Raw genomic sequence first — 26110 nt, 5'->3', positions numbered from 1 at the left:
CCGGGCATCAGGCTGACCGCCTCGTCGAGCGTGTTGCGGTTGAACGTGTAGATCGCCTCCGACGACAGCGTGGAAGACGCGATGGCGATGCCTTCCTGCTCAGGCGCGGTGACGATGATCTGGCCGAGCGTGAAGGCGCTGTCCGGTTCCACATCTGCCGCTGCCGCGGGGAGCGACGCAAAGGCGAGAGGCGCGGTAGACGCAGCAAGGATGACCGAAAAACGCATGGAGTTTCCCCTTTCTTGTGAGATGGGTTCGGCGCTATCCTCGCCGATATAATGTATTTGGCCGTATATAGCTGTTCATCGGGAAGGAAAGCCCAAATGTCATCTCCCCGCCTGCTTCTGATCGCCGCGATGCTGAGCCTGCCCGGTGCCGCACAGGCCCAGCACGCGGAGGCCTGCGCAGACTCACCCACGCTCCCCGCCGAGCTCGCAGGCTGGGGCAGCGCCCATGGCACGGTGGAGGCCGCGGGCGATGCGAAGACGCTGAAAGCCGCGGCTCTCCCGACCGGCCACCGGATCGAAGCGGCACTGAAACCGACCAGCGAGGTGCGCTATCTCGCCCGACCCGAAAAGCCCGGCGGCTCGGTGAGCTACGGCGGCATGTTCGGCTTTCGCGCCGACACGGACGGCACTTACCGCGTCGCGCTGGGCAGCGCCGCGTGGATCGACGTTCTGAATGAAAAGGCGGCGGTCGTCTCGACAGCGCACGGCCACGGCCCCGCCTGCTCGGGGATCCGCAAGATGGTCGATTTCCCGCTGAAGGCGGGCAGCTACACGCTGCAGATCGCGGCGAACGGCGAGAGCGCGGTGCAGGTGATGGTGGCGCGGCTCCCTTGAGCGCATTGCTGCGCGCACTCGCATTTCTCGCCGTCTGCGCCGCACTGACCGGGGCTGCGCCGCACTGGCGTTGGCCGTCCTTGCCACGCGGCGTCGCGCCGCCGCCCGTGCCTGCCAACAATCCCATGTCGGCCGCCAAGGTCGCACTCGGCAGGCGACTCTTCTACGAAGCGGACCTGTCGATCAACGGCACCATGTCGTGCGGCACCTGCCATGCGCAAAAACACGGCTTCGCGGACGACAACCGGACACGCCCCGGCGCGCTGGACGATGCCGGGCGCCGCAATGTGCCGGGGCTCGCGAACGTCGGCTGGCTGCCAGCGCTCACCTTCGCCGATCCCGGTCTCACCACGCTGGAGGCGCAGGTCACAGTACCCCTGTTCGGCGAGCACCCGGTCGAGATGGGCATGAAGGGCAAAGACGCCGAACTGGTGAGGCGGCTGGCGCGCGACGCCTGCTATGTGAGGATGTTCCGCAAGGCATTCCCGGAAATGCGCGGCGAAATCACGACCGCTGCCGTCGCAAAGGCGCTCGGCGCGTTCCAGCGCACGCTGATCGCGTTCGACACGCCGTGGGACCGCGCGCGCCGGGGCAAAGCACCGCTACCCGAAGCCGCCGCGCGCGGCGAACACCTGTTCCAAACGCAAGACTGCGCCAACTGCCACGCGGGACCGAATTTCACCGATGGCGGTTACCACAGGCTGCTGCCCGTCCACGACGATCGCGGCCTCGGCGAGACGACGGGCAGCGCGGAAGACGATGGGCGTTTTCGCACGCCCGGCCTGCGCAATGTCGCGCTGACCGCGCCCTATCTGCACGATGGCCGCGCCGCGACGCTTGAAGATGCGGTCGCCGCGCACAACCCGTCGATCACGGCTGCACACATGCACGATATCGCCGCTTTTCTGAACGCGCTGACCGATCAGGGCTTCGTGACCGATCCGCAATTCGCACTTCCCGAAAGCGCCTGCGGCAAGCGACTGTAGCGATCAGGGCTCGTGCGGCGGCAGGGGCGTGTCGCGCAGCAGGCTGGTGAGTTTCCGGTAGGACGCATCCCCCGTCGCCTCGGCGAGCCTCGCCTCGAAGGCGCGGTAGGTTTCGAGCACCGTGCGGCCGAAGGGCGTGAGCCGCGTTCCCTTGTCTGCGCCGCCGCCCGCCGTCGTTTCCACGACGCGCTCCTTCCAGCACCGGTTGAGGCTGTCGACGAGAAGCCATGTGCGGCGGTAGCTCATGCCCATCGCGCGGCCTGCCGCCGAGATCGAGCCCTCGCGGTCGACGGCTTCGAGGAGATCGGCCTTGCCGGGACCGATCGCGGGCTCGCCGCCGCAGAAGATCTGCGCCTTGAGTTTGAGGGGGCCGATGATCGCCACGCGGTTCAGTGCCGGGGAAACAGCGCGGCGAGGCGCGTGAGCTGTTCGTTCAGCACCTGGCCCACGAGAGGCGCGGTCGCCGGAACATCGAAGCGCATGTGCCCGCCGACGACATAGGTCTGCGTGATCTCGGTGCCGCCCGGGGTCGCCTTCAACGCCCATGTGAGCGTGGCGGCGACGCCTTCCGATTGCAGGGGCCCGAGACCGCCGACGAGGCGCAGCGTGCTGCCGGGCATGGCGAACACGACGCGCATGTGTTCGACCGAGCCGCCGCTGGTGAGCGCCTCGCAGAAGCAGCCGCCCGCCTTGGCATCGAGCGTGAAGTTCTCCGCCTTGCCGGAATAGCTGTGATCCGGATTCCAGTAGCGCGCGGGCGCGACGAGGGCCGCCCACACCGCATCGGGCGCGGTGGACGCGACCGCCCTGTTCTCGACGACAAAACCGGTTTCGCTGACCTTCACGTCCGCAGCAGGCACGTCCGCAACAGCAGGCGTGGCCGCAAGCATCAGCGCGAGCAGAATGAAGCGCATGAGTCCCTCCCCTCGTTCAGAGGAGTGTGCCCGGAAGCGCGTCAGGCGTCCAGAATCGCCGCGATGCTGGCGGCGACGTCGTCCATGTCCGCCATGCCGTCGACGCGCTTCACGAGGCCGCGTGCTTCGTAGATCGGCAGGATCGGCGCGGTCTTGGCGCGATATTCGGCCATGCGCGTGCGGACCGTCTCGGCGTTGTCGTCGGGGCGGCGCTTGAATTCGGTGCCGCCGCAGACGTCGCAGACGCCCTCGGCCTTCGGCTGCTTGAACGTGTCGTGATAGCCCTCGCCGCACTTCGCGCAGGTGAAGCGGCCGGTGATGCGCTCGACGAGCGCGTCTTCATCGACATCGAGCTCGATGACGTGATCGAGGCTGCGGCCACGCGCGCTGAGGATCGCATCGAGCGATTCCGCCTGCGCCGCAGTGCGCGGATAGCCATCGAAGATCGCGCCCTTGTCCGGGCCCATCTCGTCGAGCTTGTCGCCGATGAGGTCGGAGACGATCTCGTCGGAGACGAGCTGGCCCGCGTCCATCACGGCCTTCGCCTTGAGACCGACGGGCGTTCCCGCCTTCACCGCCGCGCGAAGCATGTCGCCGGTCGATAGCTGCACCATGCCGCGCTCTTCGACGAGCTTGCTGGCCTGCGTGCCCTTACCCGCCCCCGGCGGGCCGAGCAGTATGATGTTCAACGCCGATTCCCCCTCAGCTTCGCCTTCTTGATGAGCCCCTCATACTGGTGCGCAAGCAGATGCGATTGAATCTGCGCGACCGTATCCATCGTTACGTTGACGACGATCAGAAGTGAAGTGCCACCAAAGTAGAACGGCAGCGCGAACGACGAGATCAGGAATTCGGGGATGAGGCAGATGAGCGTGAGATACGCCGCGCCGACCACCGTGATGCGCGTGAGCACATAATCCAGATACTGCGTCGTCTTCTCGCCCGGACGAATGCCGGGGATGAAGCCACCCTGCCGCTTCAGATTGTCCGCCGTCTCCTCGGGATTGAAGACCACCGCCGTGTAGAAGAAGCAGAAGAAGATGATGCCGAACGCATAGAGCGACATGTAGAGCGGCGAGCCGTGCTGCAGCGCCGTGGTGACCGCGATCATCCATTCGTTCTGCGAATTCTGCCCCGCGAACTGCGCCACCGTGAGCGGCATCAGCAGCAGCGACGAGGCGAAGATCGGCGGAATGACGCCCGCGGTGTTGAGCTTCAGCGGCAGGTGCGAGCTTTCACCCTGCGACATGCGGTTGCCCACCTGGCGCTTTGGATATTGCACGAGGATGCGTCGCTGCGCGCGCTCCATGAAGCAGATGAAGGCGATGACGAGAATAACCGCGAGGATGATCGCGAGGATGACGATGCCCGACATCGCGCCCGTGCGGCCCTGCTCGAAGAGACCGGCGAGCGCGCCCGGAAGCGTCGCGACGATGCCCGCCATGATGATGAGCGAAATGCCGTTGCCGATGCCGCGCGCGGTGATCTGCTCGCCGAGCCACATCAGGAACATGGTGCCGCCAAGCAGCGTGATCATCGTGGTGATGCGGAAGAACCAGCCCGGATCGAGGACGGCGGACGCGCCCTGACCCGCACCCCAGCCTTCGAGGCCGACCGCGATACCGTAGCCCTGGAACAGCGTGAGCGCCACGGTGCCGTAGCGCGTATACTGGTTGATCTTCTTGCGGCCGCTCTCGCCCTCTTTCTTCAGCTGCGCCATCGAAGGCGACAGCGAGGTCATGAGCTGCACGATGATCGAGGCCGTGATGTACGGCATGATGTTGAGCGCGACGATCGACATGCGCTCGAGCGCGCCGCCCGAGAACATGTTGACGAAATCGAGCACGCCGCCGCGCGTCTGATCGAACAGGAGTTCAAGCTGAACCGGATCGATGCCGGGCAGCGGCACGAACGAGCACAAGCGGAAGACGATGAGCGCGCCGAGCGTGAACCACAGCCGCTTCTTGAGGTCGGTCGCCTTGGAGAACGAGCCCCAATTGAGATTGGCTGCAAGTTGTTCGGCTGCTGACGCCATCACATTACCCCGGAAAAAGCTCTGCCCTGCCCCCGATATGGCCGGCGACCGGAACTAGATAGGGCGCGGGACGGCTTTGCGCCATGCCCACGCCCCGAAAAATCCGTGTCAGCCCTCGGCGGACTCAGCGGCAACCGTCGTCGTGACTTTGCCGCCGGCCTTCTCGACCGCCGCGAGCGCGCCCTTGGAGGCCCGCGCGACGGTGATGTCGAGCTTCGCCTTCAGCTCACCCTTGCCAAGCAGGCTGACGCCGTGCTTCGACTTGCGGATGAGGTTCGCCGCGAGCAGTTCGGCAGCGCCGATGGCGGCCTTCGCATCGAGCGTCTTCTCGTCGATCGCGCGCTGGATCGTGCCGACATTGACGATGGCATAGTCCTTGGCGAACGGGTTGTTGAACCCGCGCTTCGGCAGACGCATGTGGAGCGGCATCTGACCGCCCTCGAAGCCGTTGATGGCAACGCCCGAACGGCTGGTCTGGCCCTTCTGGCCGCGGCCTGCGGTCTTGCCGAGACCCGAACCGATGCCGCGCGCAACGCGCGTACGGCTCTTGCGGGCGCCCTTATTGTCCTTGAGATCGCTGATTTTCATTGTGTGCACTCGCTTTCGCTATTGTCGCGCCAAATTCGAAAGCCCCCTTTCGCGAAGAAAGAGGGCGATCGAATCTGTTCTAGTTGATGACCTGCACCATGTGCTGGACCTTGCGGAGCATCCCGCGAACCTCGGGGGTATCCTCCAGCTCCGACGTGCGGTGGAGCTTATTGAGGCCGAGCCCGACGAGCGTTGCGCGCTGGTCCTTGGTGCGGCGGATGGGCGAACCCACCTGCTTGAGCTTGATCTTCGCCATGATGACTTACTCCGTGACCGCGTCGGCTTCGACCTGCACGGCAGCGCCGGACACATCGCCCCGACGGCCGATGAGGTCGGCGATCTTCTTGCCGCGGCGCTGGGCAACGGCCTTGGGAGAAGCCTGTTCCTTCAGCGCCTCGAAGGTCGCGCGGATCATGTTGTAGGGGTTGTTGGTGCCGACCGACTTCGTGACGACGTCGGCAACGCCAAGGCTTTCGAACACGGCGCGCATCGGACCGCCGGCGATGATGCCGGTGCCCTGCGGCGCGGAGCGCACGTAGACCTTGCCCGCGCCGAAGTGGCCGAAGCCGTCGTGGTGCAGCGTGCGGCCATCGCGCAGCGGCACGCGGACCATCGCCTTCTTGGCGGCGGCAGTGCCCTTCGAGATCGCTTCCGGCACTTCGCGAGCCTTGCCGTGGCCAAAGCCGACGCGGCCTTTGCCGTCGCCAACGACGACGAGCGCTGCGAAGCCGAAGCGCTTGCCGCCCTTCACCGTCTTCGAGACGCGGTTGATGTGGACGAGCTTTTCGATCAGCTCCTCGCCCGGCTCCTGACGCGGCTCGCGACGATTGCCTCGGCCGCCGCGATCGTCGCGACGCCCACGTCCACCGCCTTCACGGCCCTGTCCGCCGCGACCGCGACGACCACGGCCTTCGGCTTCGACGGCTTCCGCCTCTGGGGCGTCGATCTGGGTTTCGTCAGCCATACTAGAACTCCAATCCGCCTTCGCGCGCCGCCTCGGCGAGCGCCTTCACCCGGCCGTGGAACAGGAAGCCGCCACGATCGAAAACAACCTGCGTTATGCCCGCTGCCTTCGCACGTTCGGCGAGACGCTTGCCGACATCGGTCGCTGCCGACACGGTCGCGCCGGCCTGGCCCTTCACGTCCTTGTCGAGCGTGGAAGCCGAAGCGATCGTCTTGCCCGCGGCGTCGTCGATGATCTGCGCGTAGATGTGCTGCGACGAGCGGTGCACCGACAGGCGGGGCCGCGTGCCGGCCTTCAGCCGAAGCCCCGTCCGCACGCGGCGGCGGCGCTGTTCGAATGGTGTGAGTTTCTTGCCCATCGCTACTTCTTCTTGCCTTCTTTGCGGAAGATGAACTCGCCGCGGTACTTGATGCCCTTGCCCTTGTAGGGCTCCGGCTTCCGCCAGCGACGGATCTCTGCAGCCACCTGGCCGACCTTCTGGCGGTCGATGCCCGAAATCTCGACCGTGGTCTGATCGGGCGTCTTCACCGTGATCCCCTCGGGGATCGCGAAGTCGACATCGTGGCTGTAGCCGAGCTGCAGCTTCAGCGTGTTGCCCTGCGCGTTCGCGCGGTAGCCGACACCGGTGATCTCCAGCGTCTTCGTGAAGCCCTCGGTGACGCCGGTCACCAGGTTCTGCACGAGCGTGCGCTGCATACCCCAGAAATCGCGGGCACGCCGGGTCGTGTTCGCCGGACCCACGGAGATGCGTCCGTCCTCGACCGCGTAGCTGATGTCGTCGTGCGTGACGATGCTGAGCTCACCCTTCGGACCCTTCACCGACAGCCGGCCATCGGCCAGCGTTGCGGTGACGCCTGCAGGTACGCTCACGGGTCTTTTTCCAATGCGTGACATCGTGAATACCCCTAGAAGACCTGGCAGAGCACTTCGCCGCCAACGTTCTGCTCACGCGCTTCCGCGTCGGAGAGAACGCCCTTCGGCGTCGAAACGATGGTGATGCCGAGGCCATTGCGGACGCGCGGCAGATCCTTCGCGCCCGAATAGACGCGGCGGCCCGGCTTCGAGACGCGCTGCACGTGCTGGATCGCCGGCTGGCCTTCGAAATACTTGAGATCGATACGGATCTCGCGCATCGCTTGGCCGGTGTCGGCGGCGGCATAGCCACGGATAAAGCCTTCGCGCTGCAGCACGTCGAGAACGTGGCTGCGCAGCTTGGAGGCCGGGGTGAGAACAGAGTCCTTGCGGGCCTGCTGACCATTGCGGATGCGGGTCAGCATATCGCCCAGCGGATCGGTCATCGACATGGGATCGATCCTTTCCTTACCAGCTCGACTTCGTCACACCCGGGATCAGGCCCTTGTTGGCCAGTTCCCGGAGCATGATGCGGCTCAAGCGGAATTTGCGATAATACGCACGCGAACGGCCGGTGAGTTCACACCGGTTGCGGATGCGCGTCGGGTTTGCGTTGCGCGGGATCTCGGCAAGCTTCAGGCGCGCCATCAGACGCTCCGTCTCATCCTTGCTCTCGTCGTTCGCGATCGCTTTCAGGCGGGCATATTTGCCCGCATATTGCTTCACGAGCTTCTTCCGACGCTCGTTCTTGTTGATCGAACTCAGTTTCGCCATGACTTAAGTTCAGCTCCTATAGCGACCGCGCTTACGCGGCCTTCTGGGTTTCGTCGCGGTCGGTGAAGGGCATGTTGAGCGCACGCAGCAGCTCGCGGCCTTCCTCGTCCGTCTTCGCGGTGGTGGTGATGATCACATCCATGCCCCGGACTTTTTCGACCTGGTCATAGTTGATCTCGGGGAACACGATCTGTTCCTTGACGCCCATCGCGTAGTTGCCACGGCCGTCGAACGACTTCGGATTCACGCCCCGGAAGTCGCGCACGCGCGGCAGCGCGATGTTGATCAGACGATCGAGGAATTCCCACATGCGGTCGGACCGCAGCGTCACCTTCACGCCGATCGGCATACCCTCGCGCAGCTTGAACTGCGCGATCGAGACGCGGGCCTTGGTGACCACCGGACGCTGGCCGGCGATCTGCATCATCTCGGCAAGCGCCGCATCGATGCGCTTCTTGTCCTGCGTCGCGTCGCCCACGCCCATGTTGAGCACGATCTTCTCGATGCCCGGGACTTCCATCGCGTTCTTGTAGCCGAAGCGCTCGGTGAGCGCGGCGCGCACCTGCTCTTCATACACCTTCTGAAGGCGCGGCTTCACGCGTTCTGCCTTAGCCATTGATCACCTCACCCGACCGCTTGGCGACACGCACCTTGCTGCCGTCTTTCTCGATACGGAAACCGACGCGGGTCGGCTTGCCGGTCTTCGGATCCTCGAGCGCCACCTTGGACGCGTGGATGGGCGCCTCGCGACGCTCCAGCCCACCCTGCGGATTGGCCTGGCTCGGCTTCACGTGGCGAACCACGATGTTGATCCCCGACACGACGACCTTGCCGTCCTTCGGGAGCGACTTCGTGACATCGCCGTGCTTGCCCTTGTCCTTGCCGGACAGGACGACGACGCGGTCACCCTTCTTGATCTTCGCTGCGGACATTTAGAGGACCTCCGGCGCAAGGCTGATGATCTTCATGTGCTTCTTGGCGCGCAGTTCACGCACCACCGGCCCGAAGATGCGGGTGCCGATCGGCTCCTCGCTCTTGTTGATGAGCACGGCCGCGTTCGAATCGAAGCGGATCACGGTGCCATCGGCGCGGCGGATGTCCTTCGCGGTGCGAACGATGACGGCGCGGTGCACGTCACCCTTCTTCACGCGGCCGCGCGGCGTCGCTTCCTTCACCGAGACGACGATCACGTCGCCGACGGTGGCGAAACGGCGCTTCGAACCGCCGAGCACCTTGATGCACTGCACCCTTTTCGCGCCGCTGTTGTCCGCGACGTCGAGGTTCGTCTGCATCTGGATCATGTCAGCTCACCTTTTCCGTGACGCGCCACGTCTTCAGCTTGGAGATCGGCGCACATTCCTCGATCCGCACGGTGTCGCCGGCCTTGAAGGCATTGGCTTCATCGTGCGCGTGATACTTCTTCGAGCGGCGGATGATCTTGCCGTACAGCGGGTGCTGAACCCGGCGTTCGACCTTCACAACCACCGTCTTGTCGGTCTTGTCGGAGACTACCTGCCCGACGAGGACGCGTTTCGGCATCGTTATTCCCTTCAGGCTTCGGCAGCGGCGCTGACGCGACCGCGTTCGTTCTGCAGCGTCCGAATGCGCGCGATGGTGCGACGCACCTCGCGCACGCGGCTCGCCTTTTCCAGCTGGCCGGTCGCCGCCTGGAAGCGCAGGTTGAACTGCTCCTTCTTCAGCTGTGCGAGATCAGCGGAGAGCTGGTCGTCAGTCTTGGTCTTGAGGTCTGCGTGCTTCATGGCTGCATCCCTTCCTTAGTGCTGGTCGCCAAGACGAGCGATCAGCTTCGTCTTGATCGGGAGCTTAGCGGCAGCGCGTTCGAAGGCGCCGGCGGCGACCTCGTAGCTGACGCCATCGAGCTCGAACATCACGCGGCCCGGCTTCACGCGGGCGACCCAGTATTCCGGCGCGCCCTTGCCCGAGCCCATGCGGACTTCGGCAGGCTTGCGGGACACCGGAACGTCCGGGAAAATGCGGATCCAGAGGCGGCCCTGGCGCTTGATGTGGCGCGTGATGGCACGACGCGCGGATTCGATCTGGCGCGCAGTGACGCGCTCCGGCTCGAGCGCCTTCAGGCCATAGGCGCCGAAGTTGAGTTCGGTACCGCCCTTGGCGTTGCCGTGAATACGGCCCTTGTGGGCCTTGCGGAACTTGGTGCGTTTCGGTTGCAGCATCTCTTATCGCCTTCTGACAGGAATCGGTCCTCGATCAGGCGACGCAGTTATGGTCTTTCGACCTTAACGCGCCGGCCGGACTCCCGACGTCTGTGCATCCATCATGATCCGGTCCTGCGCGAGCGGGTCGTGGTCGAGGATCTCACCCTTGAAGATCCAAACCTTGACGCCGCAAACGCCGTACGCCGTGTGCGCCTGGCCTTCCGCGTAGTCCACGTTCGCGCGCAGCGTGTGCAGCGGAACGCGGCCTTCGCGGTACCATTCGGTGCGCGCGATCTCGGCGCCGCCAAGACGGCCCGAGCACGTGATCCGGATACCCTCTGCGCCAAGACGCAGCGCCGACTGAACGGCGCGCTTCATGGCGCGGCGGAACGCGACGCGGCGCACGAGCTGGTCAGCGACCGACTGCGCGACGAGCTTCGCGTCAACCTCGGGCTTGCGGATCTCGACGATGTTCAGCGACACCTCGCTCGACGTCATCGCGGCGAGCTGGCGGCGGAGCTTGTCGATGTCCGCGCCCTTCTTGCCGATGATCACGCCCGGACGCGCAGCATACACCGACACGCGGCACAGCTTCGCAGGACGCTCGATCACCACCTTCGAGATCGCCGCCTGCGGCAGCGTCTTCATCACGAAGTTGCGGATCTTGAGATCCTCGAGCAGCAGACGGCCGTAGTCGTCGCCATCCGCGAACCAGCGCGAGTCCCAGGTGCGGTTGATCTGCAGCCGGAGGCCGATGGGGGAAGTCTTGTGACCCATGTTTACGCTCCTGCCTCTTCGTCCGCTTCGCGCACAACGATGCGGATACGGCTGATCGGCTTCATGATCTTCGCCGAGCGGCCGCGCGCGCGCGGCGTCCAGCGCTTCATCGTGATCGACTTGCCGACGCTGGCTTCCTTCACCACGAGCGCATCGACGTCGAGGTTGTGGTTGTTTTCAGCGTTCGCGATCGCCGAGGCGAGAACCTTGCGGACGTCGACCGCCATCGCCTTCGTGGAGAAGGTGAGGATGTTGAGCGCATCGCCGGCTTTCTTGCCGCGGATGAGACCGGCAACGAGGTTCAGCTTGTATGCCGAACCGCGCACGGTCGTCGCCACCGCGAGCGCTTCGCGCTCGCCGACGCGGCGGGGGTTTGCAGCCTTGCTCATCGCTTACCTCTTCGCCTTCTTGTCGGCGGTGTGGCCGAAATAGGTGCGCGTCGGCGCGAACTCGCCGAGCTTCATGCCCACCATGTCCTCGTTGACGGTCACCGGCACGAACTTCTTGCCATTGTAGACGTTGAAGGTGAGGCCAACGAACTGCGGCAGGATCGTCGAGCGGCGCGACCAGGTCTTGATCGGCGCACGCGCACCGGAATCCTGGGCGGTCTCGGCCTTCTTCAGAAGGTGCAGGTCGACAAACGGACCCTTCCAGACGGAACGCGCCATGGCTTACCTCTTCTTCTTCGCGTGACGCGAACGGATGATCATCGCGCTCGACGCCTTCTTCTTGTTCCGGGTCTTGGCACCCTTCGTCGGCTTGCCCCACGGGGTCACCGGATGACGGCCACCCGAGGTGCGGCCTTCACCACCGCCGTGCGGGTGGTCGACCGGGTTCTTGGCGACACCGCGCGTCAGCGGACGCTTGCCGAGCCAGCGGTTACGACCGGCCTTGGCAAGGTTCTGGTTCGAGTTGTCGGGGTTCGACACCGCACCGACCGTCGCCATGCAATCGGCGGGGACGTAGCGCTGCTCGCCCGAGCCGAGGCGGACGATCGCCATGCCGCGGTCGCGGCCGACGACCTGCACATAGGTGCCTGCCGAACGTGCGATCTGGCCGCCCTTGCGGGGCTTCATCTCGACGTTGTGGACGATCGTGCCGACCGGCATCTGACCGATTTCCATCGCATTGCCCGGCTTCACGTCGGTCTTCTTGCCTGCGACGACGGTGTCGCCGACGGCAAGACGCTGCGGTGCGAGGATGTAGTTCAGCTCGCCGTCCTCGTACTTCACGAGGGCGATGAACGCCGTGCGGTTCGGGTCATACTCGATCCGCTCGACAACGGCCGCCACGTCCCACTTGCGACGCTTGAAATCGACGATGCGATAGCGACGCTTGTGACCACCGCCAATGCCGCGCGCGGTGGCGTGGCCCTGGTTGTTGCGGCCGCCGGACTTGTGGAGACCCTCGGTCAGCGCCTTGACGGGCTTGCCCTTGAAGAGCTGCGACTTGTCGACGAGGACGAGGCCGCGGCGCGCTGCGCTGGTGGGGTTATAGGATTTGAGCGCCATGGCTTAGATTCCCGTGGTCACGTCGATCGACTCGCCTTCGGCGAGCGTCACGACGGCTTTCTTCGCGTCGGAGCGGATGTAGCGCTGACCCTTCCAGCGCTTCGTCTTGCCCTTGGCGATGAGCGTGTTCACGCCCTTCACCTTGACATCGAACAGCGCTTCGACCGCCGCCTTGATGGCGGGCTTGGTCGCGGTCTTCGCGACGTGGAACACAACCTGGTTGTATTCCGACACCTGCGTCGACTTCTCGGTGATGACCGGCGACAGGATCACGTCGTAGTGCTCCAGCGCGATCTCGGCCTTCTTCGCAGCTTTAGCCATTGAAGCGCGCCTCCAGCTTTTCGACCGCCGACGTCGTGAGGACGAGCGTGTCGTGATTGAGGATGTCGTACACGTTCGCGCCGATGACCGGCAGCACGTCAACCTTGTAGAGGTTCGCGCAGGCCAGACGGAAGTTCGCGGGCGTGTCGCCGTCGATGAAGAGGCCGCTGGTGATGCCGAGCTTGCCGAGCTGCTCGCGCAGCGCCTTCGTCTTAGCATCCTTGAGCTCGAGGTCCTTGAGGACGATGAGCTTGCCTTCCTTCGCCTTCGCCGACAGCGCGGTCTTGAGGCCGAGGACGCGGATCTTCTTGTTCAGGCTCTGCTCGAACGAGCGGGCGCGGGGGCCGTGGGCCTTGCCGCCGCCGATGAAGATCGGCGCGCGGCGGTTGCCGTGACGGGCCGTGCCGCCGCCCTTCTGGCGACCGAACTTCTTGCCGGTGCGTGCGACATCCGAACGCTCGCGCGCCGCGCGGGCATAGCCGCGACGGTTGGCCAGCTGCCAGTTGACGACGCGGTGCAGGATGTCGGTGCGAAGTTCGAGACCGAAAATCTCGTCGTTCAGTTCAACGTCGCCGGCGGCTTTTGCGTCGAGGGTCTGTACCTTGATCTTCATGTTCAGCCCTCCTGGCCGTCGGTGGCGGTTTCAACCGTCTCGGCAGCCGGCGTTTCAGCCGGTGCCTCGGCGGGGGCCGCTTCGTTGTTGTTCGCGCTGCGAATGCCGGCCGGATACGGCGCCTCGCCAGGACGCGCCACTTTCACGGCGTCGCGAACTTCGAGCCAGCCGCCCTTGTGGCCGGGGACCGAACCCTTGACGAAGATCAGACCGCGCGCAACGTCGGTGCCGACAATCTCCAGGTTCTGCTGCGTGCGGTTGCGGGCGCCCATGTGGCCGGCCATCTTCTTGTTCTTGAAGACCTTGCCGGGATCCTGGCGGTTACCCGTCGAACCGTGTGAACGGTGCGACACGGAAACGCCGTGCGTGGCGCGCAGACCGCCGAAGCCCCAACGCTTGATGGCGCCGGCGAAGCCCTTGCCCTGCGTGGAACCGGTGATGTCGACGTACTGACCCGCGACGAAATGGTCGGCCGAAAGTTCGGCACCCACATCGACGAGCGCATCTTCCGTAACGCGGAATTCGACAACCTGCGCCTTCGGCTCAACCTCGGCCTTGCCGAAGTGGCCGCGCTGCGGCTTGGCGACATTCTTGGCCTTCGCGGTGCCGGCACCGAGCTGGAGCGCGACATAGCCGTCGCGGTCCTCGGTACGCTGCGCAACGACCTGGCAGCCTTCAAGGCTGAGGACCGTCACGGGAACGTGCCGGCCGTCATCCTTGAACAGCCGGGTCATTCCCACCTTCTTTGCGATCACGCCAGTGCGCATGATCTGGTTCCTTCCTCTTCAGAGGCCCACTCCGCGGAGCGGGCTTGAGTTAAAACGTCAGGCTAGGCCTGCAACTTGATCTCGACATCCACACCCGCGGCGAGGTCGAGCTTCATCAGCGCGTCCACCGTCTGCGGCGTCGGCTGAACAATGTCCAGCAGGCGCTTGTAGGTGCGAACCTCGAACTGCTCGCGCGACTTCTTGTCGACGTGCGGCGAGCGGTTCACGGTGAACTTCTCGATGCGCGTCGGCATCGGGATGGGTCCGCGCACCATCGCGCCCGTCCGCTTCGCCGTGTCGGCGATTTCGCCCGTCGCCTGATCGAGCACGCGGTGATCGAAGGCCTTGAGGCGGATGCGAATATTCTGCGTTTCCATGCGGGTACCCGTTCAAACCTTTATTTGGCCGACCAATTTCGGCCCTGACAATCAACCGGCAAAAGCAAACCGGTCCGGCACGTTTTCGTGCCGGACCGGCGATATGCTTTCGCTTACTTCGTGATTTCCGCCACGACGCCCGAACCCACGGTGCGGCCGCCTTCGCGAATGGCGAAGCGGAGACCCTGGTCCATGGCGATCGGCGCAATCAGCTTCACACCGAGTTCGATGTTGTCGCCCGGCATCACCATCTCGGTGCCCTCGGGGAGAACAACTTCACCCGTCACGTCGGTCGTGCGGAAGTAGAACTGCGGGCGGTAGTTCGCGAAGAACGGCGTGTGACGACCGCCTTCATCCTTCGACAGAACGTAGACGTTCGCCTTGAAATCCGTGTGCGGGGTGATCGTGCCCGGCTTGCAGAGAACCTGGCCGCGTTCCACGTCTTCACGCTTCGTGCCGCGGAGCAGCGCGCCGATGTTGTCGCCGGCCTGGCCCTGATCGAGCAGCTTGCGGAACATTTCGACGCCCGTAACGGTCGTCTTCGTCGTCGGACGGATGCCGACGATCTCGACTTCCTCACCAACCTTGACGATGCCCGTTTCGACACGGCCCGTGACGACGGTGCCGCGGCCCGAGATCGAGAACACGTCTTCGATCGGCATCAGGAACGCCTTGTCGAGCGGACGCGCCGGCTGCGGGATGAATTCGTCAACGGCCTTCATCAGCTCGAGGATCGAGTTCTTGCCGATGGCGTCATCGCGACCTTCGAGGGCGGCGAGAGCCGAACCCTTGATGATCGGAATGTCGTCGCCCGGGAAGTCGTACTTCGAGAGAAGCTCGCGGACTTCGAGCTCGACGAGTTCGAGAAGCTCGGGATCGTCGACCTGATCGACTTTGTTCATGTAGACGACGAGCGCCGGCACGCCGACCTGACGCGCGAGCAGGATGTGCTCGCGGGTCTGCGGCATCGGGCCGTCAGCGGCGTTCACGACGAGGATCGCGCCGTCCATCTGCGCGGCGCCGGTGATCATGTTCTTCACATAGTCGGCGTGGCCCGGGCAATCGACGTGGGCGTAGTGGCGGTTTTCGGTCTCGTACTCGACGTGCGCCGTCGAGATCGTGATGCCGCGCTCACGCTCTTCCGGTGCCTTGTCGATGTTGGCGTAGTCCGTAAACGTGGCGCCGCCGAACTCCGACAGAACCTTCGTGATCGCCGCCGTCAGCGTCGTCTTGCCATGGTCGACGTGACCGATGGTGCCGATGTTGCAGTGCGGCTTGTTGCGCTCAAACTTCGCTTTCGCCATGTCTCTAACCCTCTTGTCTTCTGCTGTCTCTGGCCTCGCGGCCAATTCAAATTGCCAACCAAATTCTCAGGCGAGCTTCGCCTTGACTTCCTCGGCGACGTTCGCCGGAACTTCCTCGTAATGACTGAACTGCATCGTGTACTGCGCCCGGCCCTGCGAGAAAGAACGGAGCTGGTTGACGTACCCGAACATGTTCGCCAGCGGCACGATCGCCTCGACCACCTGCGCGTTGCCGCGGCTGTCAGTACCCTGGATCTGGCCGCGCCGCGAATTGAGATCGCCGATAACGTCGCCCATGAACTCCTCGGGCGTCACCACCTCGACCTTCATCACCGGCTCGAGCAGCTTGATGCCGGCCTTCTGGGCCGCTTCGCGCATCGCACCACGACCGGTGATTTCGAACGCCATCGCCGACGAGTCGACGTCGTGGTAGGCGCCGTCCGTCAGCGTCGCGGTGAAGTCGATGATCGGGAAGCCGATCAGCGAACCCGAAGCCGCAACCTCGCGAATGCCCTTCTCGACCGAAGGGATGTATTCGCGCGGAACGTTGCCGCCCTTGACCTCGTCGACGAAAAGCACGCCCTGGCCGCGTTCGCCCGGCTCGACCGTCATCTTCACGCGGCCGAACTGACCCGAACCGCCTGACTGCTTCTTGTGCGTGTAGTCGATATCGACCTTGCGCGCGAGCGATTCGCGGTACGCCACCTGCGGCGCGCCAACGTTCGCCTCGACCTTGAACTCACGCTTCATGCGATCGACGAGGATTTCGAGGTGAAGTTCGCCCATGCCCTTGATGATGGTCTGGCCGCTTTCCATGTCCGACGACACGCGGAAGCTCGGGTCTTCCTGCGCCAGACGATTGAGCGCGATGCCCATCTTCTCCTGGTCGGCCTTGGTCTTCGGTTCGACCGCGACCTCGATGACCGGATCCGGGAACTCCATGCGCTCCAGGATGATCGGCGCGTTCGGCGCGCAGAGCGTTTCGCCCGTGGTGACTTCCTTGAGACCGACGAGCGCGACGATGTCGCCCGCGTAGGCTTCCTTGATGTCTTCACGCTCGTTCGCATGCATCAGGAGCATACGGCCGATCTTTTCCTTCTTGTCCTTCACCGAGTTGAGCACGGTGGAGGAGCCCTCGAGCTTGCCCGAGTAGATGCGCGCGAAGGTGAGCGTGCCGACGAACGGGTCGGTCATGATCTTGAACGCCAGCGCCGAGAACGGCTCGCTGTCGTCGGCCTTGCGGGTATCGACCGTCTCGCCGTCGAGCTTGACGCCCTGCACGGCCGGCACGTCGAGCGGGCTCGGCAGATAGTCGACGACGGCGTCGAGCAGCGGCTGCACGCCCTTGTTCTTGAACGCCGAGCCGCACAGCACCGGCACGAACGCGAAGTTCAGCGTACCCTTGCGGATCAGCGCCTTCAGCGTCGCGGGATCAGGAACGTTGCCTTCGAGGTAGGCTTCCATGACGGCATCGTCCTGCTCGACGGCCATCTCGATGAGTTCCTGGCGGGCAAGCTCTGCAGCGTCCTTGAGCTCGGCCGGAATGTCCTGATATTCGAACTTCGCGCCCAGCGATTCCTCGAGCCAGATGATCGCGCGGTCCTCGACGAGGTCGACGAGACCCTTGAACGAGCTCTCGATGCCGATCGGGAGGTAAAGCACCAGCGGACGCGCACCGAGGCGGTCCTTGATCATCTGGACGCAGCGTTCGAAGTTGGCGCCGGTGCGATCGAGCTTGTTAACGAAGCACATGCGCGGAACGCGATACTTGTCGGCCTGACGCCACACCGTCTCCGACTGCGGCTCCACGCCGGCAACGCCGTCGAAGCACGCAACGGCACCGTCGAGCACGCGAAGGCTGCGCTCGACTTCGATGGTGAAGTCGACGTGGCCGGGCGTGTCGATGATGTTGATGCGGTGATCGTTCCAGAAACAGGTCGTCGCGGCAGACGTGATCGTGATGCCGCGCTCTTGCTCCTGCTCCATCCAGTCCATCGTCGCCGTGCCTTCGTGCACTTCGCCGATCTTGTAGGACTTGCCGGTGTAATAGAGGATTCGCTCGGTCGTCGTCGTCTTGCCGGCATCAATGTGCGCCATGATGCCGATGTTGCGATATTTATCGAGCGGATGGCTGCGGGCCATTGCGATCAGTCCTTAATCTTTACCAGCGGTAGTGCGCGAAGGCGCGGTTCGCCTCGGCCATACGGTGCGTGTCTTCGCGCTTCTTCACGGCGGTACCGCGGTTCTGCGAGGCGTCCATCAGCTCGCCCGAAAGGCGGGCCGACATGGTGTTCTCGCTGCGGTTGCGTGCCGCCGAGATCAGCCAGCGAATCGCCAGCGCCTGCGAACGGTCCGGACGCACCTCGACGGGCACCTGGTAGGTCGCGCCGCCGACACGGCGGCTGCGGACTTCGATGCCCGGCTTCACGTTGTTGAGCGCGTCGTGGAAGATCCCGACCGGGTCCTTCTTCATCTTCGCTTCGATGTTGTCGAGGGCGCTGTAGACGATCGTTTCAGCGACCGACTTCTTGCCCTGATACATCACGAGGTTCATGAACTTCGTGAGCGTGACATCCCCGAAGCGGGGATCGGGGAGAATTTCGCGCTTCTCCGGACGGCGACGACGAGCCATTTCTCTAGTTCCTTACTTAGGCCGCTTGGCGCCGTACTTCGAACGGCTCTGCTTGCGATCCTTGACGCCCTGGGTGTCAAGAACACCGCGCAGCACGTGGTAACGCACGCCCGGCAAATCCTTCACGCGGCCGCCGCGAATGAGCACCACCGAGTGTTCCTGAAGGTTGTGGCCTTCACCCGGGATGTAGCCGATCACCTCGAAACCGTTGGTCAGGCGAATCTTGGCCACCTTGCGGAGCGCCGAGTTCGGCTTCTTCGGGGTCGTCGTGTAGACGCGCGTGCACACGCCGCGCTTCTGCGGATTCGCTTCGAGCGCCGGCACCTTGTTGCGCGCCTTCTGCGGATTCCGACCCTTGCGGACCAGCTGGTTGATCGTCGGCATTAACGCTTCAGCCTCTTGTTTCCAAATCCATGCGAGCCTCAGGGCCGGCCGCGCGCAAAGCATCCGCGATCGATTCGCGGACAAATGCAAACGGTCCCGGCGGGCACCTTAACGGCCCCACCCGGACCCTTATTTCGCGGCCTTGCGGCCTATCAGCTCTAAAAACCCGTTCCAGGACAGCGTCTAGGACGAACGCCTACCACCAGCCCGCGAGTACGGGCGCGGCTTATATGCGCGCCTCCCCCCAAGGTCAACGGCTTTTGTGACGGTTCTCCGCGGGTCTTCGGCGATGCGCTCAGCGCGCATCTTTCACGATGTCGCCGCCCTTCATCACGAAAGGAACATTCGCGAGCAGCGTCACGTCCGCCGTCGGGTCCCCGGCGACCGCGATGAGGTCTCCGTAGCGGCCCGCCGCGATCGCCCCGACGTCCGATTCGCGGCCCAGCGCCTCGGCCGCGCTGCGCGTCGCCGCGCGGATCGCGTCCATGGGCGTCATGCCGTACTCCACCATCACGCGGAACTGCTTGCCGACCTCCGCATGGGGCATCACGCCCGCGTCGGAAGCGAACACCATCTTCACGCCCGCCTTGTGCGCGGCACGGAAGCCATCCCGCTGGATCTGGGCGATCTCGCGGTCTTTCCGCAGATTGTCCTCCAGCACGCCGTTCTTGCGGCCCTCAGCCTGCGTATACTCGGTGTTGTAGATATCCATCGCCAGCGCCGCGCCCCGCTCCTTGGCGAGGCGGATGCCCTCGGCGTCGATGAGGCTCGCGTGCTCGATCGTGTCGATGCCGGCACGAATCGCCGCCTTGATGCCGGAGGTGCCGTGCGCGTGCGCGGCGACCTTCAGGCCCCACATGTGCGCCTCGTCGGCGATGGCGCGCAGTTCGGTCTCCGAGAGCTGCTGCTGGCCGGGCTCGGTGTTGCGCGAGAAGACACCGCCCGTGGCGCACACCTTGATGACCTCCGCGCCATACTTCCGCTGCTCGCGCACGCGCAGGCGGAGTTCATCGGGCGAATCGCCGACGGCTTCACCCTTGCGATGGAACGACGGCGGGAAATAGGTCTCGTCGCAGTGGCCGCCGGTGGCGCCGAGCGCATAGGCGGCGGGAACGATTCGCGGCCCCTTCGCGAAGCCCTCCTCGATCGCCTGCTTGATGCCGACGTCCGCGTAACCCGCCGAGCCGACGTTGCGGACGGTGGTGAACCCCGCCTCCAGCATGGCGCGCGCGTTCGCCGCGCCCACCACGGTCCAGAAGCTGTCGGTAAAGACGAGGCTGTTGTAGCCGCCGTAGACGGGCGAGCCGTCGAGGTGGACGTGCATGTCGATGAGGCCGGGCACGAGCGTCATGCCGGGCAGATCGACGCGTTTCGCATCCGCCGGGATGCCCGCGCCGCCGGAGACCGAGACGATCCGCCCGTCGGTGATCACCACCACCGGGTTCGCCACCGTCCTCCCGGCAACGACATCGACCATGCGGTCCGCGGTAACGACGACGGTTTCCGCCTGCGCCACGCCTGAAAGCAGCGCGGCGGCAGCAAGTGCCAGTTTCAGCATTTCACCCCCCTCAGAAGCGAAGGCTCAGTCCTTCGCGCCGTGGCAGTGCTTATACTTCTTGCCCGAGCCGCAGGGACAGGGCTGATTGCGGCCGACGGCGCCCGCCGTCTCCGCGAGCAGATCGGGATCGGCGGCGAGCGAATCGTTTTCGCCCGTGAACGGATCGATGTGCGTCGTCAGGAACTCGGGCGGGGTGCGCGGCAGCGGCGGCGGCGCCATTTCGAACTGCGCGTGGCTGAGCATCCGCGTCACCTCCTCGCGGATGTTGACGAGCATCCGCTCGAAGAGCGCGAAGGCTTCCTGCTTGTATTCGTTGATCGGCTGCTTCTGCGCATAGGCACGCAGGTGGATGACGGCGCGCAGCGCGTCGAGCGTCGCGAGGTGCTCTTTCCAGTGATGGTCGATCGCCTGGAGGAGGAAGCTCTTCTCAATCTGCGTCCACGTTTCCGCAGGGATGTTCGCCGTCTTCGCCTCAAGCGCGTCCTTCGCGGCCGCCTCGATGCGCTCGATGAAGATTTCCTGATCGACCGCCTGCTCGCCGATCCAATCCTCGATCGGCAGGTCGAGCGCGAACAGGCGCCCAAGATCGGCCCTCAGGCCTTCGACGTTCCACTGCTCGGGGTAGCTTCCGGCCGGGCAGTGCAGCGCCACGAGGTCGTTGGCGGTCTCGGAGCGCATGTCTGAAACGACATCGCCGAGCGTTTCGGAATCCATCACGTCGGCGCGCTGCTCGTAGACCACCTTGCGCTGGTCGTTCATCACGTCGTCGTACTGGAGGAGCTGCTTGCGGACGTCGTAGTTGCGGGCCTCGACCTTCCTCTGCGCGGTCTGAATGGCCTTCGATATCCACGGGTGGACGATCGCCTCCCCCTCTTCGAGGCCGGACTGCATCATGCGGTTCAGCATCGATTGCTGGCCGAAGATGCGCAGCAGGTCATCGTCAAGGCTGAGGTAGAAGCGCGAGAAGCCCGGATCGCCCTGACGGCCCGAACGACCGCGCAGCTGGTTGTCGATGCGGCGGCTCTCGTGGCGCTCGGTGCCGAGCACGAACAGGCCGCCCGCTGCCTTCACCGCCTCGCGTTCGGCGGCGATCTCCTGGCGGATGCGTTCGACCTCCTGTTCCTTGTCAGGCCCCTCCGACATGGTCTTCAGCTCGTCGTCGACACGGAACTCGACGTTGCCGCCGAGCTGGATGTCGGTGCCGCGGCCCGCCATGTTGGTGGCGATGGTGACGGCGCCGAGCCGGCCCGCCTGCGCGACGATATGCGCCTCCTGCTCGTGGAAGCGCGCATTGAGCACATTGTGCTCGACGCCTTCCTTCGTCAGGTACTCGGAGAGCATTTCCGACTTTTCGATGGAAACGGTGCCGACGAGCACGGGCTGGCCCTTGAGGCTCGCCTCGCGGATCGCCTTCACGATCGCGCCGTACTTGTCCTGCGCGTTCTTGTAGAACTCGTCGTCCACGTCGATGCGCTTCACGGGCACGTTCGTCGGGATCTCGACCGTGTTCAGCTTGTAGATATCATAGAATTCAGCCGCTTCGGTCGCCGCCGTGCCGGTCATGCCGCCAAGCTTGGGGTACATGCGGAAGTAGTTCTGGAAGGTGATCGAGGCGAGCGTCTGGTTCTCGGGCTGGATTTCGACGCCCTCCTTGGCCTCGACCGCCTGGTGCAAGCCATCTGACCAGCGGCGCCCATCCATCATGCGGCCCGTGAACTCGTCGATGATGACGATCTTGTCGCCCTTCACGATATAGTCGGTGTCGCGGCGGAAGATGATATTGGCCTTCAGCGCCTGATTGAGGTGATGAACCACCTGCGTGTTCTCGAAATCGTAGAGATTCTCGCCAACAAGCAGCCCTGCGGCTTCGAGCGCACGCTCCGCAGCCTCTGTGCCGTCCTCGGTGAGCGTGATCGACTTCTGCTTCTCGTCGACCTCGTAGGCTTCCTTGGGAAGCTGCTTCACCACGGCGTCGACCGAGACGTAAAGGTCGGTCTTGTCCTCGGTGGGGCCGGAGATGATGAGCGGCGTGCGCGCCTCGTCCACGAGGATCGAGTCGACCTCGTCGACGATCGCGAAGTTGAACGGCCGCTGCACCATCGACTCGCGCGAATATTTCATGTTGTCGCGCAGGTAGTCGAAGCCGAACTCGTTGTTGGTACCGTATGTGATGTCCGCGCCATAAGCGGCGCGGCGGGTCGCCTCGTCGATATTCGGGACGATGACGCCCACGGACAGCCCGAGGAAATTGTGGATCTTGCCCATCCAGCCGGAGTCGCGGCGGGCGAGATAGTCGTTCACCGTGACGACGTGGACGCCCTTGCCCTCGATGGCGTTGAGGTACGTGGCAAGCGTCGCCACCAGCGTCTTGCCCTCGCCGGTGCGCATCTCGGCGATCTCGCCGCGGTGGAGCACGATGCCGCCGATGAGCTGCACGTCGAAATGCCGCATTCCGAGCACGCGCTTCGAGGCTTCGCGCACCGTGGCGAAGGCTTCGGGGAGCAGCGCATCCAGCGCCTCGCCGCCCGCGATGCGCTGGCGGAACTCGTCCGTCTTCGCCTTGAGCTGCTCATCGGAGAGCGCCTCGAAGGCAGCTTCAAGATCGTTGACCTTGCGGACGATGGGAGAGAGCGACCGGACGTAGCGATCGTTGGAGGAGCCGAAGATACGCTTCGCGAGCGCGTTAAAACCCAGCATGGAGGACCTTGTGCGCAAAGGGCGGGGCCGCACAGGCGGGCCCCAACATCGCCGCCGACATAGGAACGGTGCGCTTTATAGTCAATGAATGCGGGTCTCGGGAATCTGTGGCGGGGCCACTTCCCGCACGGGCGGCACCTGCCAACGATACGTCTCTACCCGCTCGTGGGGAACGGCCTTGCCCCCGTAACGCCTGACCTCGTAGCGCTTCGTCCGGCGCAGCAGGGAGCACGTTCTGGCATCCAGCGTCGCGTAACCGCTGGAGCGAAGCACCCGGCATTCCGAGACCCGGCCATAAGTGTTGATCTGCAGGCTGACCTCCACGACACCGTCTGCCGCCACCGCCCCTTGAGGCAGAAAGAGCACGCCAAGCAGGATGAGATAGCGCATCGAAGGTCGCTCCGGTCCGAAACATCACCGATACGTCGCGGCACGTCGCCGTTTAGTTAAGCTTCGCCGCGAGCGCGTCGATGATCGGGCAATCGGGACGGGAGTCGCCGTGGCAGCCCTTCGCGAGGTGGATGAGCGTGCTGCGCATCGCCTCGATCGCCTTCATCTTCTCGCCAAGCGCCTCGGCCTGCTGAAGCGCGAGGCGCTTCACGTCGGCGCTGCTGCGCTCGCGGTCGGACCAGAGCGCAAGGAGCGTGCGGATTTCCTCGATGCCGAAGCCGAGATCGCGCGCATTGGCGATGAAGCGCAGGCGATGCACATCGTCCTCGCCATAGTCGCGGTAGCCGGACTCGCGCCGGGGTGGCACGGGGATGAGGCCGATGCCCTCGTAGTGGCGGATCATCCGCTGGCTGACGCCGCTTTTCTTCGATGCACCACCGATGTTCACAGTCTCGCCCCCCTCAGCCGCAGCGCATTGCCGATTACCGTGACCGAACTCAGGGACATCGCCGCGCCTGCGATCATCGGGCTCAAAAGCAACCCGAACACCGGATAGAGCACGCCCGCCGCGATCGGCACGCCCGCCGCGTTGAACACGAACGAGAAGAACAGGTTCTGCCGGATGTTGCGCATCACCGCGCGGCTCAGGCGGCGGGCGCGAACAATCCCGCGAAGATCGCCCTTCACGAGCGTGACAGCGGCGCTTTCCATGGCGACGTCCGTCCCCGTGCCCATCGCGATGCCGACATTCGCGGCGGCGAGCGCGGGGGCATCGTTGATGCCGTCTCCGGCCATCGCGACGACGCGGCCTTCGGCACGCAGGCGCTCGACGGCCTTCTGCTTGTCGGCGGGCAGCACCTCCGCGATCACCGCATCGATGCCGCCGATCTTCTTTGCGACGGCTTCTGCCGTGGCGCGGCTGTCACCGGTGAGCATGACGACGTGCAACCCCTCACGCTTGAGGTCGGCGATGGCCTCCGCCGCGCTTTCTTTCACCGGGTCCGCGACCGCAAGGAAGCCCGCGAAGGCGCCGTCGATCGCGAGGTACATGACACCCTCGCCCGCTGCACGCCGGGCATCCGCCTTCACGTCGAACGCCGATGTGTCGAGCCCCGCCATCATCGCGCGGTTGCCGAGGAGGACTCGGCGGCCATCCACCGTGCCCGAGACGCCCTTGCCGGTTTCGGACGCGAAATCGCTGACGGTCGCGGACGCGAGCCCCCGTTCCTCCGCCGCATCGACGATGGCTGCGGCGAGCGGATGCTCGCTGCCGCGCTCAACGGCAGCAGCGAGGCGCAGCATCGTGTCGGGGTCGTCGCCCTCTATGCCGACCAGGCGCGGTTTGCCGAGCGTCAGCGTGCCGGTCTTGTCGACGACGAGCGTGTCGACCTTTTCCATGCGCTCCAACGCCTCGGCATTGCGGACGAGCACGCCCCCGGCCGCGCCGCGCCCCGTGCCGACCATGATCGACATCGGCGTCGCAAGGCCGAGCGCGCATGGACAGGCGATGATGAGGACAGAAACGCCAGCGACGAGCGCATGGGCGAGGCGCGGTTCCGGCCCCACGAACAGCCACACGGCAAAGGCGAGCGCCGCAACCAGCACCACCGCGGGCACGAACCAGCCGGAAACCGTGTCTGCAAGGCTCTGGATCGGCGCGCGCGAGCGCTGCGCCTCCGCCACCATGCGCACGATCTGCGCGAGCATCGTGTCGCTGCCGACGCGTGCGGCGCGGACGACGAGCATACCGGTGCCGTTCACCGTCGCGCCCGTCACCGCGTCACCGGGCGCCTTTTCGGCGGGCACCGGTTCGCCGGTAAGCATCGATTCGTCGACCGACGAGCGTCCGTCCTCGACGATGCCGTCCACCGGGACCTTCTCGCCGGGGCGCACGCGCAGCCGGTCGCCGACGGCGATGTGGCCGATGTCCACATCCGCCTCGCTGCCGTCCGCCGCGATCCGCCGCGCGTGCTTCGGCGCGAGACCGAGCAGCGCCTTGATCGCCTTGCCGGTCGCGGCGCGGGCACGCAGTTCCAGTACCTGCCCGAGCAGCACGAGCGCGACGATCACCGCCGCCGCTTCGAGATACACGGGCACCTGCCCGTGCATCGTGTGGAGGCTTTCGGGGAACAGGCCGGGCGCGAGCGTTGCGACGACGCTGTAGGCATAAGCGACGCCGACGCCGAGCCCGATAAGCGTGAACATGTTGAGATTGCGCGTGCGCAGCGACTGGATGGCCCGCTCGAAGAACGGCAGCCCTGCCCACAGCACCACCGGCGTCGCGAGCGCGAGCTGGACGAAACTCATCGTGCGCATCGGCAGCAGGTGCCAGCCGAGCATGTCCGTGCCCATCGCCAGCACGAACAGCGGCAGCGCGAGCGCAGCAGCGACCCACAGACGTCGCGTGAAATCGACCAGCTCAGAGTTCGGGGCATCGTCTAGCGACGGCGCCTCCGGCTCCAGCGCCATACCGCAGATCGGGCACGTACCCGGCCCCGCCTGCCGGATCTGCGGGTGCATCGGGCAGGTCCACATGGTGCCGGCCGCGACGTTCGCGGGATCGACCGGCGGGGCGGCGTGGTGGCCGTGATGGTGATCGTGCTTGCAGCAATCGGACACGGTGTTTCTCCTATTGCTGCACAGATTG

Annotated in this window: 36 protein-coding genes and 1 pseudogene; 2 read left to right on the top strand and 35 right to left on the bottom strand. The window is 65.0% G+C overall.

Going from position 1 to position 26110, the window contains the following annotated elements:
- Positions 1 to 227: pseudogene (locus tag ACFQ00_RS14380) on the bottom strand (TonB-dependent receptor); the annotation flags it as partial.
- 96 nt (positions 228 to 323) lie between these two features.
- Here ACFQ00_RS14380 and ACFQ00_RS14375 point away from each other — a divergent pair.
- Both ACFQ00_RS14375 and ACFQ00_RS14370 read left to right on the top strand, forming a co-directional pair.
- Entirely contained in the window at positions 324 to 842 is a 519-nt protein-coding gene (locus tag ACFQ00_RS14375) for a homogentisate 1,2-dioxygenase (protein ID WP_381492198.1), read from the top strand.
- Positions 839 to 1828, top strand: coding sequence for a cytochrome-c peroxidase (locus tag ACFQ00_RS14370; protein ID WP_381492195.1), 990 nt, complete (start codon positions 839 to 841; stop codon positions 1826 to 1828). The genes ACFQ00_RS14375 and ACFQ00_RS14370 overlap by 4 nt, the downstream gene beginning before the upstream one ends.
- A 3-nt stretch (positions 1829 to 1831) precedes the next feature.
- Here the strand turns inward: ACFQ00_RS14370 and ACFQ00_RS14365 are convergent, their stop codons facing one another.
- The 34 genes from ACFQ00_RS14365 to ACFQ00_RS14200 form a co-directional block, all read right to left on the bottom strand.
- Positions 1832 to 2212, bottom strand: coding sequence for a winged helix-turn-helix domain-containing protein (locus ACFQ00_RS14365; protein WP_381492192.1), 381 nt, complete (start codon positions 2210 to 2212; stop codon positions 1832 to 1834).
- 5 nt (positions 2213 to 2217) lie between these two features.
- Positions 2218 to 2742, bottom strand: coding sequence for an ATPase (locus tag ACFQ00_RS14360; RefSeq protein ID WP_381492190.1), 525 nt, complete (start codon positions 2740 to 2742; stop codon positions 2218 to 2220).
- A 41-nt stretch (positions 2743 to 2783) separates the two neighbouring features.
- A complete protein-coding gene (locus ACFQ00_RS14355) occupies positions 2784 to 3431 on the bottom strand; it encodes an adenylate kinase (RefSeq protein ID WP_381492187.1) in 648 nt (215 codons plus the stop codon).
- Complete coding sequence (secY, locus tag ACFQ00_RS14350) at positions 3428 to 4777, bottom strand: preprotein translocase subunit SecY (protein WP_374597008.1); 1350 nt, start codon at positions 4775 to 4777, stop codon at positions 3428 to 3430. Before secY ends, ACFQ00_RS14355 begins: the two co-directional genes overlap by 4 nt.
- Positions 4778 to 4885: 108 nt before the next feature.
- The gene (rplO, locus tag ACFQ00_RS14345; RefSeq protein WP_374597006.1) at positions 4886 to 5365 is read right to left on the bottom strand and encodes a 50S ribosomal protein L15; all 480 of its coding nucleotides are present in this window, start codon (positions 5363 to 5365) and stop codon (positions 4886 to 4888) included.
- Positions 5366 to 5444: 79 nt separating this feature from the next.
- A complete protein-coding gene (rpmD, locus tag ACFQ00_RS14340) occupies positions 5445 to 5621 on the bottom strand; it encodes a 50S ribosomal protein L30 (protein ID WP_374597004.1) in 177 nt (58 codons plus the stop codon).
- A 6-nt stretch (positions 5622 to 5627) separates the two neighbouring features.
- A complete protein-coding gene (gene rpsE, locus ACFQ00_RS14335) occupies positions 5628 to 6329 on the bottom strand; it encodes a 30S ribosomal protein S5 (protein WP_381492181.1) in 702 nt (233 codons plus the stop codon).
- Position 6330: 1 nt separating this feature from the next.
- The gene (gene rplR, locus ACFQ00_RS14330) at positions 6331 to 6687 is read right to left on the bottom strand and encodes a 50S ribosomal protein L18 (RefSeq protein WP_374597001.1); all 357 of its coding nucleotides are present in this window, start codon (positions 6685 to 6687) and stop codon (positions 6331 to 6333) included.
- 2 nt (positions 6688 to 6689) lie between these two features.
- Entirely contained in the window at positions 6690 to 7223 is a 534-nt protein-coding gene (gene rplF, locus ACFQ00_RS14325; RefSeq protein ID WP_381492178.1) for a 50S ribosomal protein L6, read from the bottom strand.
- Positions 7224 to 7234: 11 nt separating this feature from the next.
- A complete protein-coding gene (gene rpsH, locus ACFQ00_RS14320) occupies positions 7235 to 7633 on the bottom strand; it encodes a 30S ribosomal protein S8 (protein ID WP_374596997.1) in 399 nt (132 codons plus the stop codon).
- Positions 7634 to 7649: 16 nt separating this feature from the next.
- Positions 7650 to 7955: a 30S ribosomal protein S14 gene (rpsN, locus tag ACFQ00_RS14315; protein ID WP_121047258.1), complete on the bottom strand. Its 306-nt coding sequence runs from the start codon at positions 7953 to 7955 to the stop codon at positions 7650 to 7652.
- A 31-nt stretch (positions 7956 to 7986) separates the two neighbouring features.
- Positions 7987 to 8571 (bottom strand): 50S ribosomal protein L5, encoded by a 585-nt coding sequence (gene rplE, locus ACFQ00_RS14310; RefSeq protein WP_374596994.1) that lies wholly within the window; start codon positions 8569 to 8571, stop codon positions 7987 to 7989.
- The gene (rplX, locus tag ACFQ00_RS14305) at positions 8564 to 8887 is read right to left on the bottom strand and encodes a 50S ribosomal protein L24 (RefSeq protein ID WP_339705907.1); all 324 of its coding nucleotides are present in this window, start codon (positions 8885 to 8887) and stop codon (positions 8564 to 8566) included. Before rplX ends, rplE begins: the two co-directional genes overlap by 8 nt.
- On the bottom strand, positions 8888 to 9256 hold the full coding sequence (rplN, locus tag ACFQ00_RS14300; RefSeq protein ID WP_374596992.1) for a 50S ribosomal protein L14: 369 nt from the start codon (positions 9254 to 9256) through the stop codon (positions 8888 to 8890).
- Between the two features lies 1 nt (position 9257).
- Positions 9258 to 9494 carry a 30S ribosomal protein S17 gene (gene rpsQ, locus ACFQ00_RS14295; RefSeq protein WP_121047254.1) on the bottom strand — a complete coding sequence of 79 codons (237 nt, stop codon included), beginning with the start codon at positions 9492 to 9494 and terminating at the stop codon, positions 9258 to 9260.
- Positions 9495 to 9505: 11 nt separating this feature from the next.
- Positions 9506 to 9715, bottom strand: coding sequence for a 50S ribosomal protein L29 (rpmC, locus tag ACFQ00_RS14290; RefSeq protein WP_374596989.1), 210 nt, complete (start codon positions 9713 to 9715; stop codon positions 9506 to 9508).
- 15 nt (positions 9716 to 9730) lie between these two features.
- A complete protein-coding gene (gene rplP, locus ACFQ00_RS14285) occupies positions 9731 to 10150 on the bottom strand; it encodes a 50S ribosomal protein L16 (protein ID WP_121047252.1) in 420 nt (139 codons plus the stop codon).
- A 63-nt stretch (positions 10151 to 10213) separates the two neighbouring features.
- Positions 10214 to 10909 carry a 30S ribosomal protein S3 gene (gene rpsC / locus ACFQ00_RS14280; RefSeq protein WP_121047251.1) on the bottom strand — a complete coding sequence of 232 codons (696 nt, stop codon included), beginning with the start codon at positions 10907 to 10909 and terminating at the stop codon, positions 10214 to 10216.
- 2 nt (positions 10910 to 10911) lie between these two features.
- Entirely contained in the window at positions 10912 to 11298 is a 387-nt protein-coding gene (gene rplV / locus ACFQ00_RS14275; protein WP_293780875.1) for a 50S ribosomal protein L22, read from the bottom strand.
- Between the two features lie 3 nt (positions 11299 to 11301).
- On the bottom strand, positions 11302 to 11577 hold the full coding sequence (gene rpsS, locus ACFQ00_RS14270) for a 30S ribosomal protein S19 (protein ID WP_293780878.1): 276 nt from the start codon (positions 11575 to 11577) through the stop codon (positions 11302 to 11304).
- A gap of 3 nt (positions 11578 to 11580) precedes the next feature.
- Positions 11581 to 12420 (bottom strand): 50S ribosomal protein L2, encoded by an 840-nt coding sequence (gene rplB, locus ACFQ00_RS14265; RefSeq protein ID WP_381492169.1) that lies wholly within the window; start codon positions 12418 to 12420, stop codon positions 11581 to 11583.
- Between the two features lie 3 nt (positions 12421 to 12423).
- Positions 12424 to 12741: a 50S ribosomal protein L23 gene (locus ACFQ00_RS14260; RefSeq protein WP_293780884.1), complete on the bottom strand. Its 318-nt coding sequence runs from the start codon at positions 12739 to 12741 to the stop codon at positions 12424 to 12426.
- Positions 12734 to 13354 carry a 50S ribosomal protein L4 gene (rplD, locus tag ACFQ00_RS14255; RefSeq protein WP_374596983.1) on the bottom strand — a complete coding sequence of 207 codons (621 nt, stop codon included), beginning with the start codon at positions 13352 to 13354 and terminating at the stop codon, positions 12734 to 12736. Before rplD ends, ACFQ00_RS14260 begins: the two co-directional genes overlap by 8 nt.
- A gap of 2 nt (positions 13355 to 13356) precedes the next feature.
- Positions 13357 to 14121 (bottom strand): 50S ribosomal protein L3, encoded by a 765-nt coding sequence (gene rplC / locus ACFQ00_RS14250; RefSeq protein ID WP_381492163.1) that lies wholly within the window; start codon positions 14119 to 14121, stop codon positions 13357 to 13359.
- Between the two features lie 62 nt (positions 14122 to 14183).
- A complete protein-coding gene (gene rpsJ / locus ACFQ00_RS14245) occupies positions 14184 to 14498 on the bottom strand; it encodes a 30S ribosomal protein S10 (protein ID WP_121047244.1) in 315 nt (104 codons plus the stop codon).
- Positions 14499 to 14611: 113 nt separating this feature from the next.
- Entirely contained in the window at positions 14612 to 15802 is a 1191-nt protein-coding gene (gene tuf, locus ACFQ00_RS14240) for an elongation factor Tu (RefSeq protein WP_374596978.1), read from the bottom strand.
- Between the two features lie 66 nt (positions 15803 to 15868).
- Positions 15869 to 17944, bottom strand: a complete 2076-nt coding sequence (gene fusA, locus ACFQ00_RS14235) for an elongation factor G (RefSeq protein WP_374596976.1) — start codon at positions 17942 to 17944, stop codon at positions 15869 to 15871.
- 19 nt (positions 17945 to 17963) lie between these two features.
- Positions 17964 to 18434 (bottom strand): 30S ribosomal protein S7, encoded by a 471-nt coding sequence (rpsG, locus tag ACFQ00_RS14230; protein ID WP_381492158.1) that lies wholly within the window; start codon positions 18432 to 18434, stop codon positions 17964 to 17966.
- A gap of 12 nt (positions 18435 to 18446) precedes the next feature.
- The gene (gene rpsL / locus ACFQ00_RS14225; RefSeq protein WP_121047240.1) at positions 18447 to 18818 is read right to left on the bottom strand and encodes a 30S ribosomal protein S12; all 372 of its coding nucleotides are present in this window, start codon (positions 18816 to 18818) and stop codon (positions 18447 to 18449) included.
- A 295-nt stretch (positions 18819 to 19113) separates the two neighbouring features.
- Positions 19114 to 20376, bottom strand: coding sequence for a Xaa-Pro dipeptidase (locus ACFQ00_RS14220; RefSeq protein ID WP_381492153.1), 1263 nt, complete (start codon positions 20374 to 20376; stop codon positions 19114 to 19116).
- Between the two features lie 24 nt (positions 20377 to 20400).
- The gene (gene secA, locus ACFQ00_RS14215; protein WP_381492150.1) at positions 20401 to 23073 is read right to left on the bottom strand and encodes a preprotein translocase subunit SecA; all 2673 of its coding nucleotides are present in this window, start codon (positions 23071 to 23073) and stop codon (positions 20401 to 20403) included.
- Positions 23074 to 23154: 81 nt separating this feature from the next.
- Complete coding sequence (locus ACFQ00_RS14210; protein ID WP_381492147.1) at positions 23155 to 23463, bottom strand: energy transducer TonB; 309 nt, start codon at positions 23461 to 23463, stop codon at positions 23155 to 23157.
- Between the two features lie 52 nt (positions 23464 to 23515).
- A complete protein-coding gene (gene cueR / locus ACFQ00_RS14205; RefSeq protein ID WP_381492145.1) occupies positions 23516 to 23911 on the bottom strand; it encodes a Cu(I)-responsive transcriptional regulator in 396 nt (131 codons plus the stop codon).
- The gene (locus tag ACFQ00_RS14200; protein WP_381492142.1) at positions 23908 to 26082 is read right to left on the bottom strand and encodes a copper-transporting P-type ATPase; all 2175 of its coding nucleotides are present in this window, start codon (positions 26080 to 26082) and stop codon (positions 23908 to 23910) included. Before ACFQ00_RS14200 ends, cueR begins: the two co-directional genes overlap by 4 nt.
- Positions 26083 to 26110 lie beyond the last annotated feature (28 nt).

It is taken from the genome of Sphingosinicella xenopeptidilytica, from assembly GCF_042676985.1.
Lineage (GTDB): Bacteria > Pseudomonadota > Alphaproteobacteria > Sphingomonadales > Sphingomonadaceae > Sphingosinicella > Sphingosinicella xenopeptidilytica.
The sequence above is the reverse complement of the archived record's forward strand: the minus strand, read 5'-3'. Positions and strand labels throughout refer to the sequence as shown.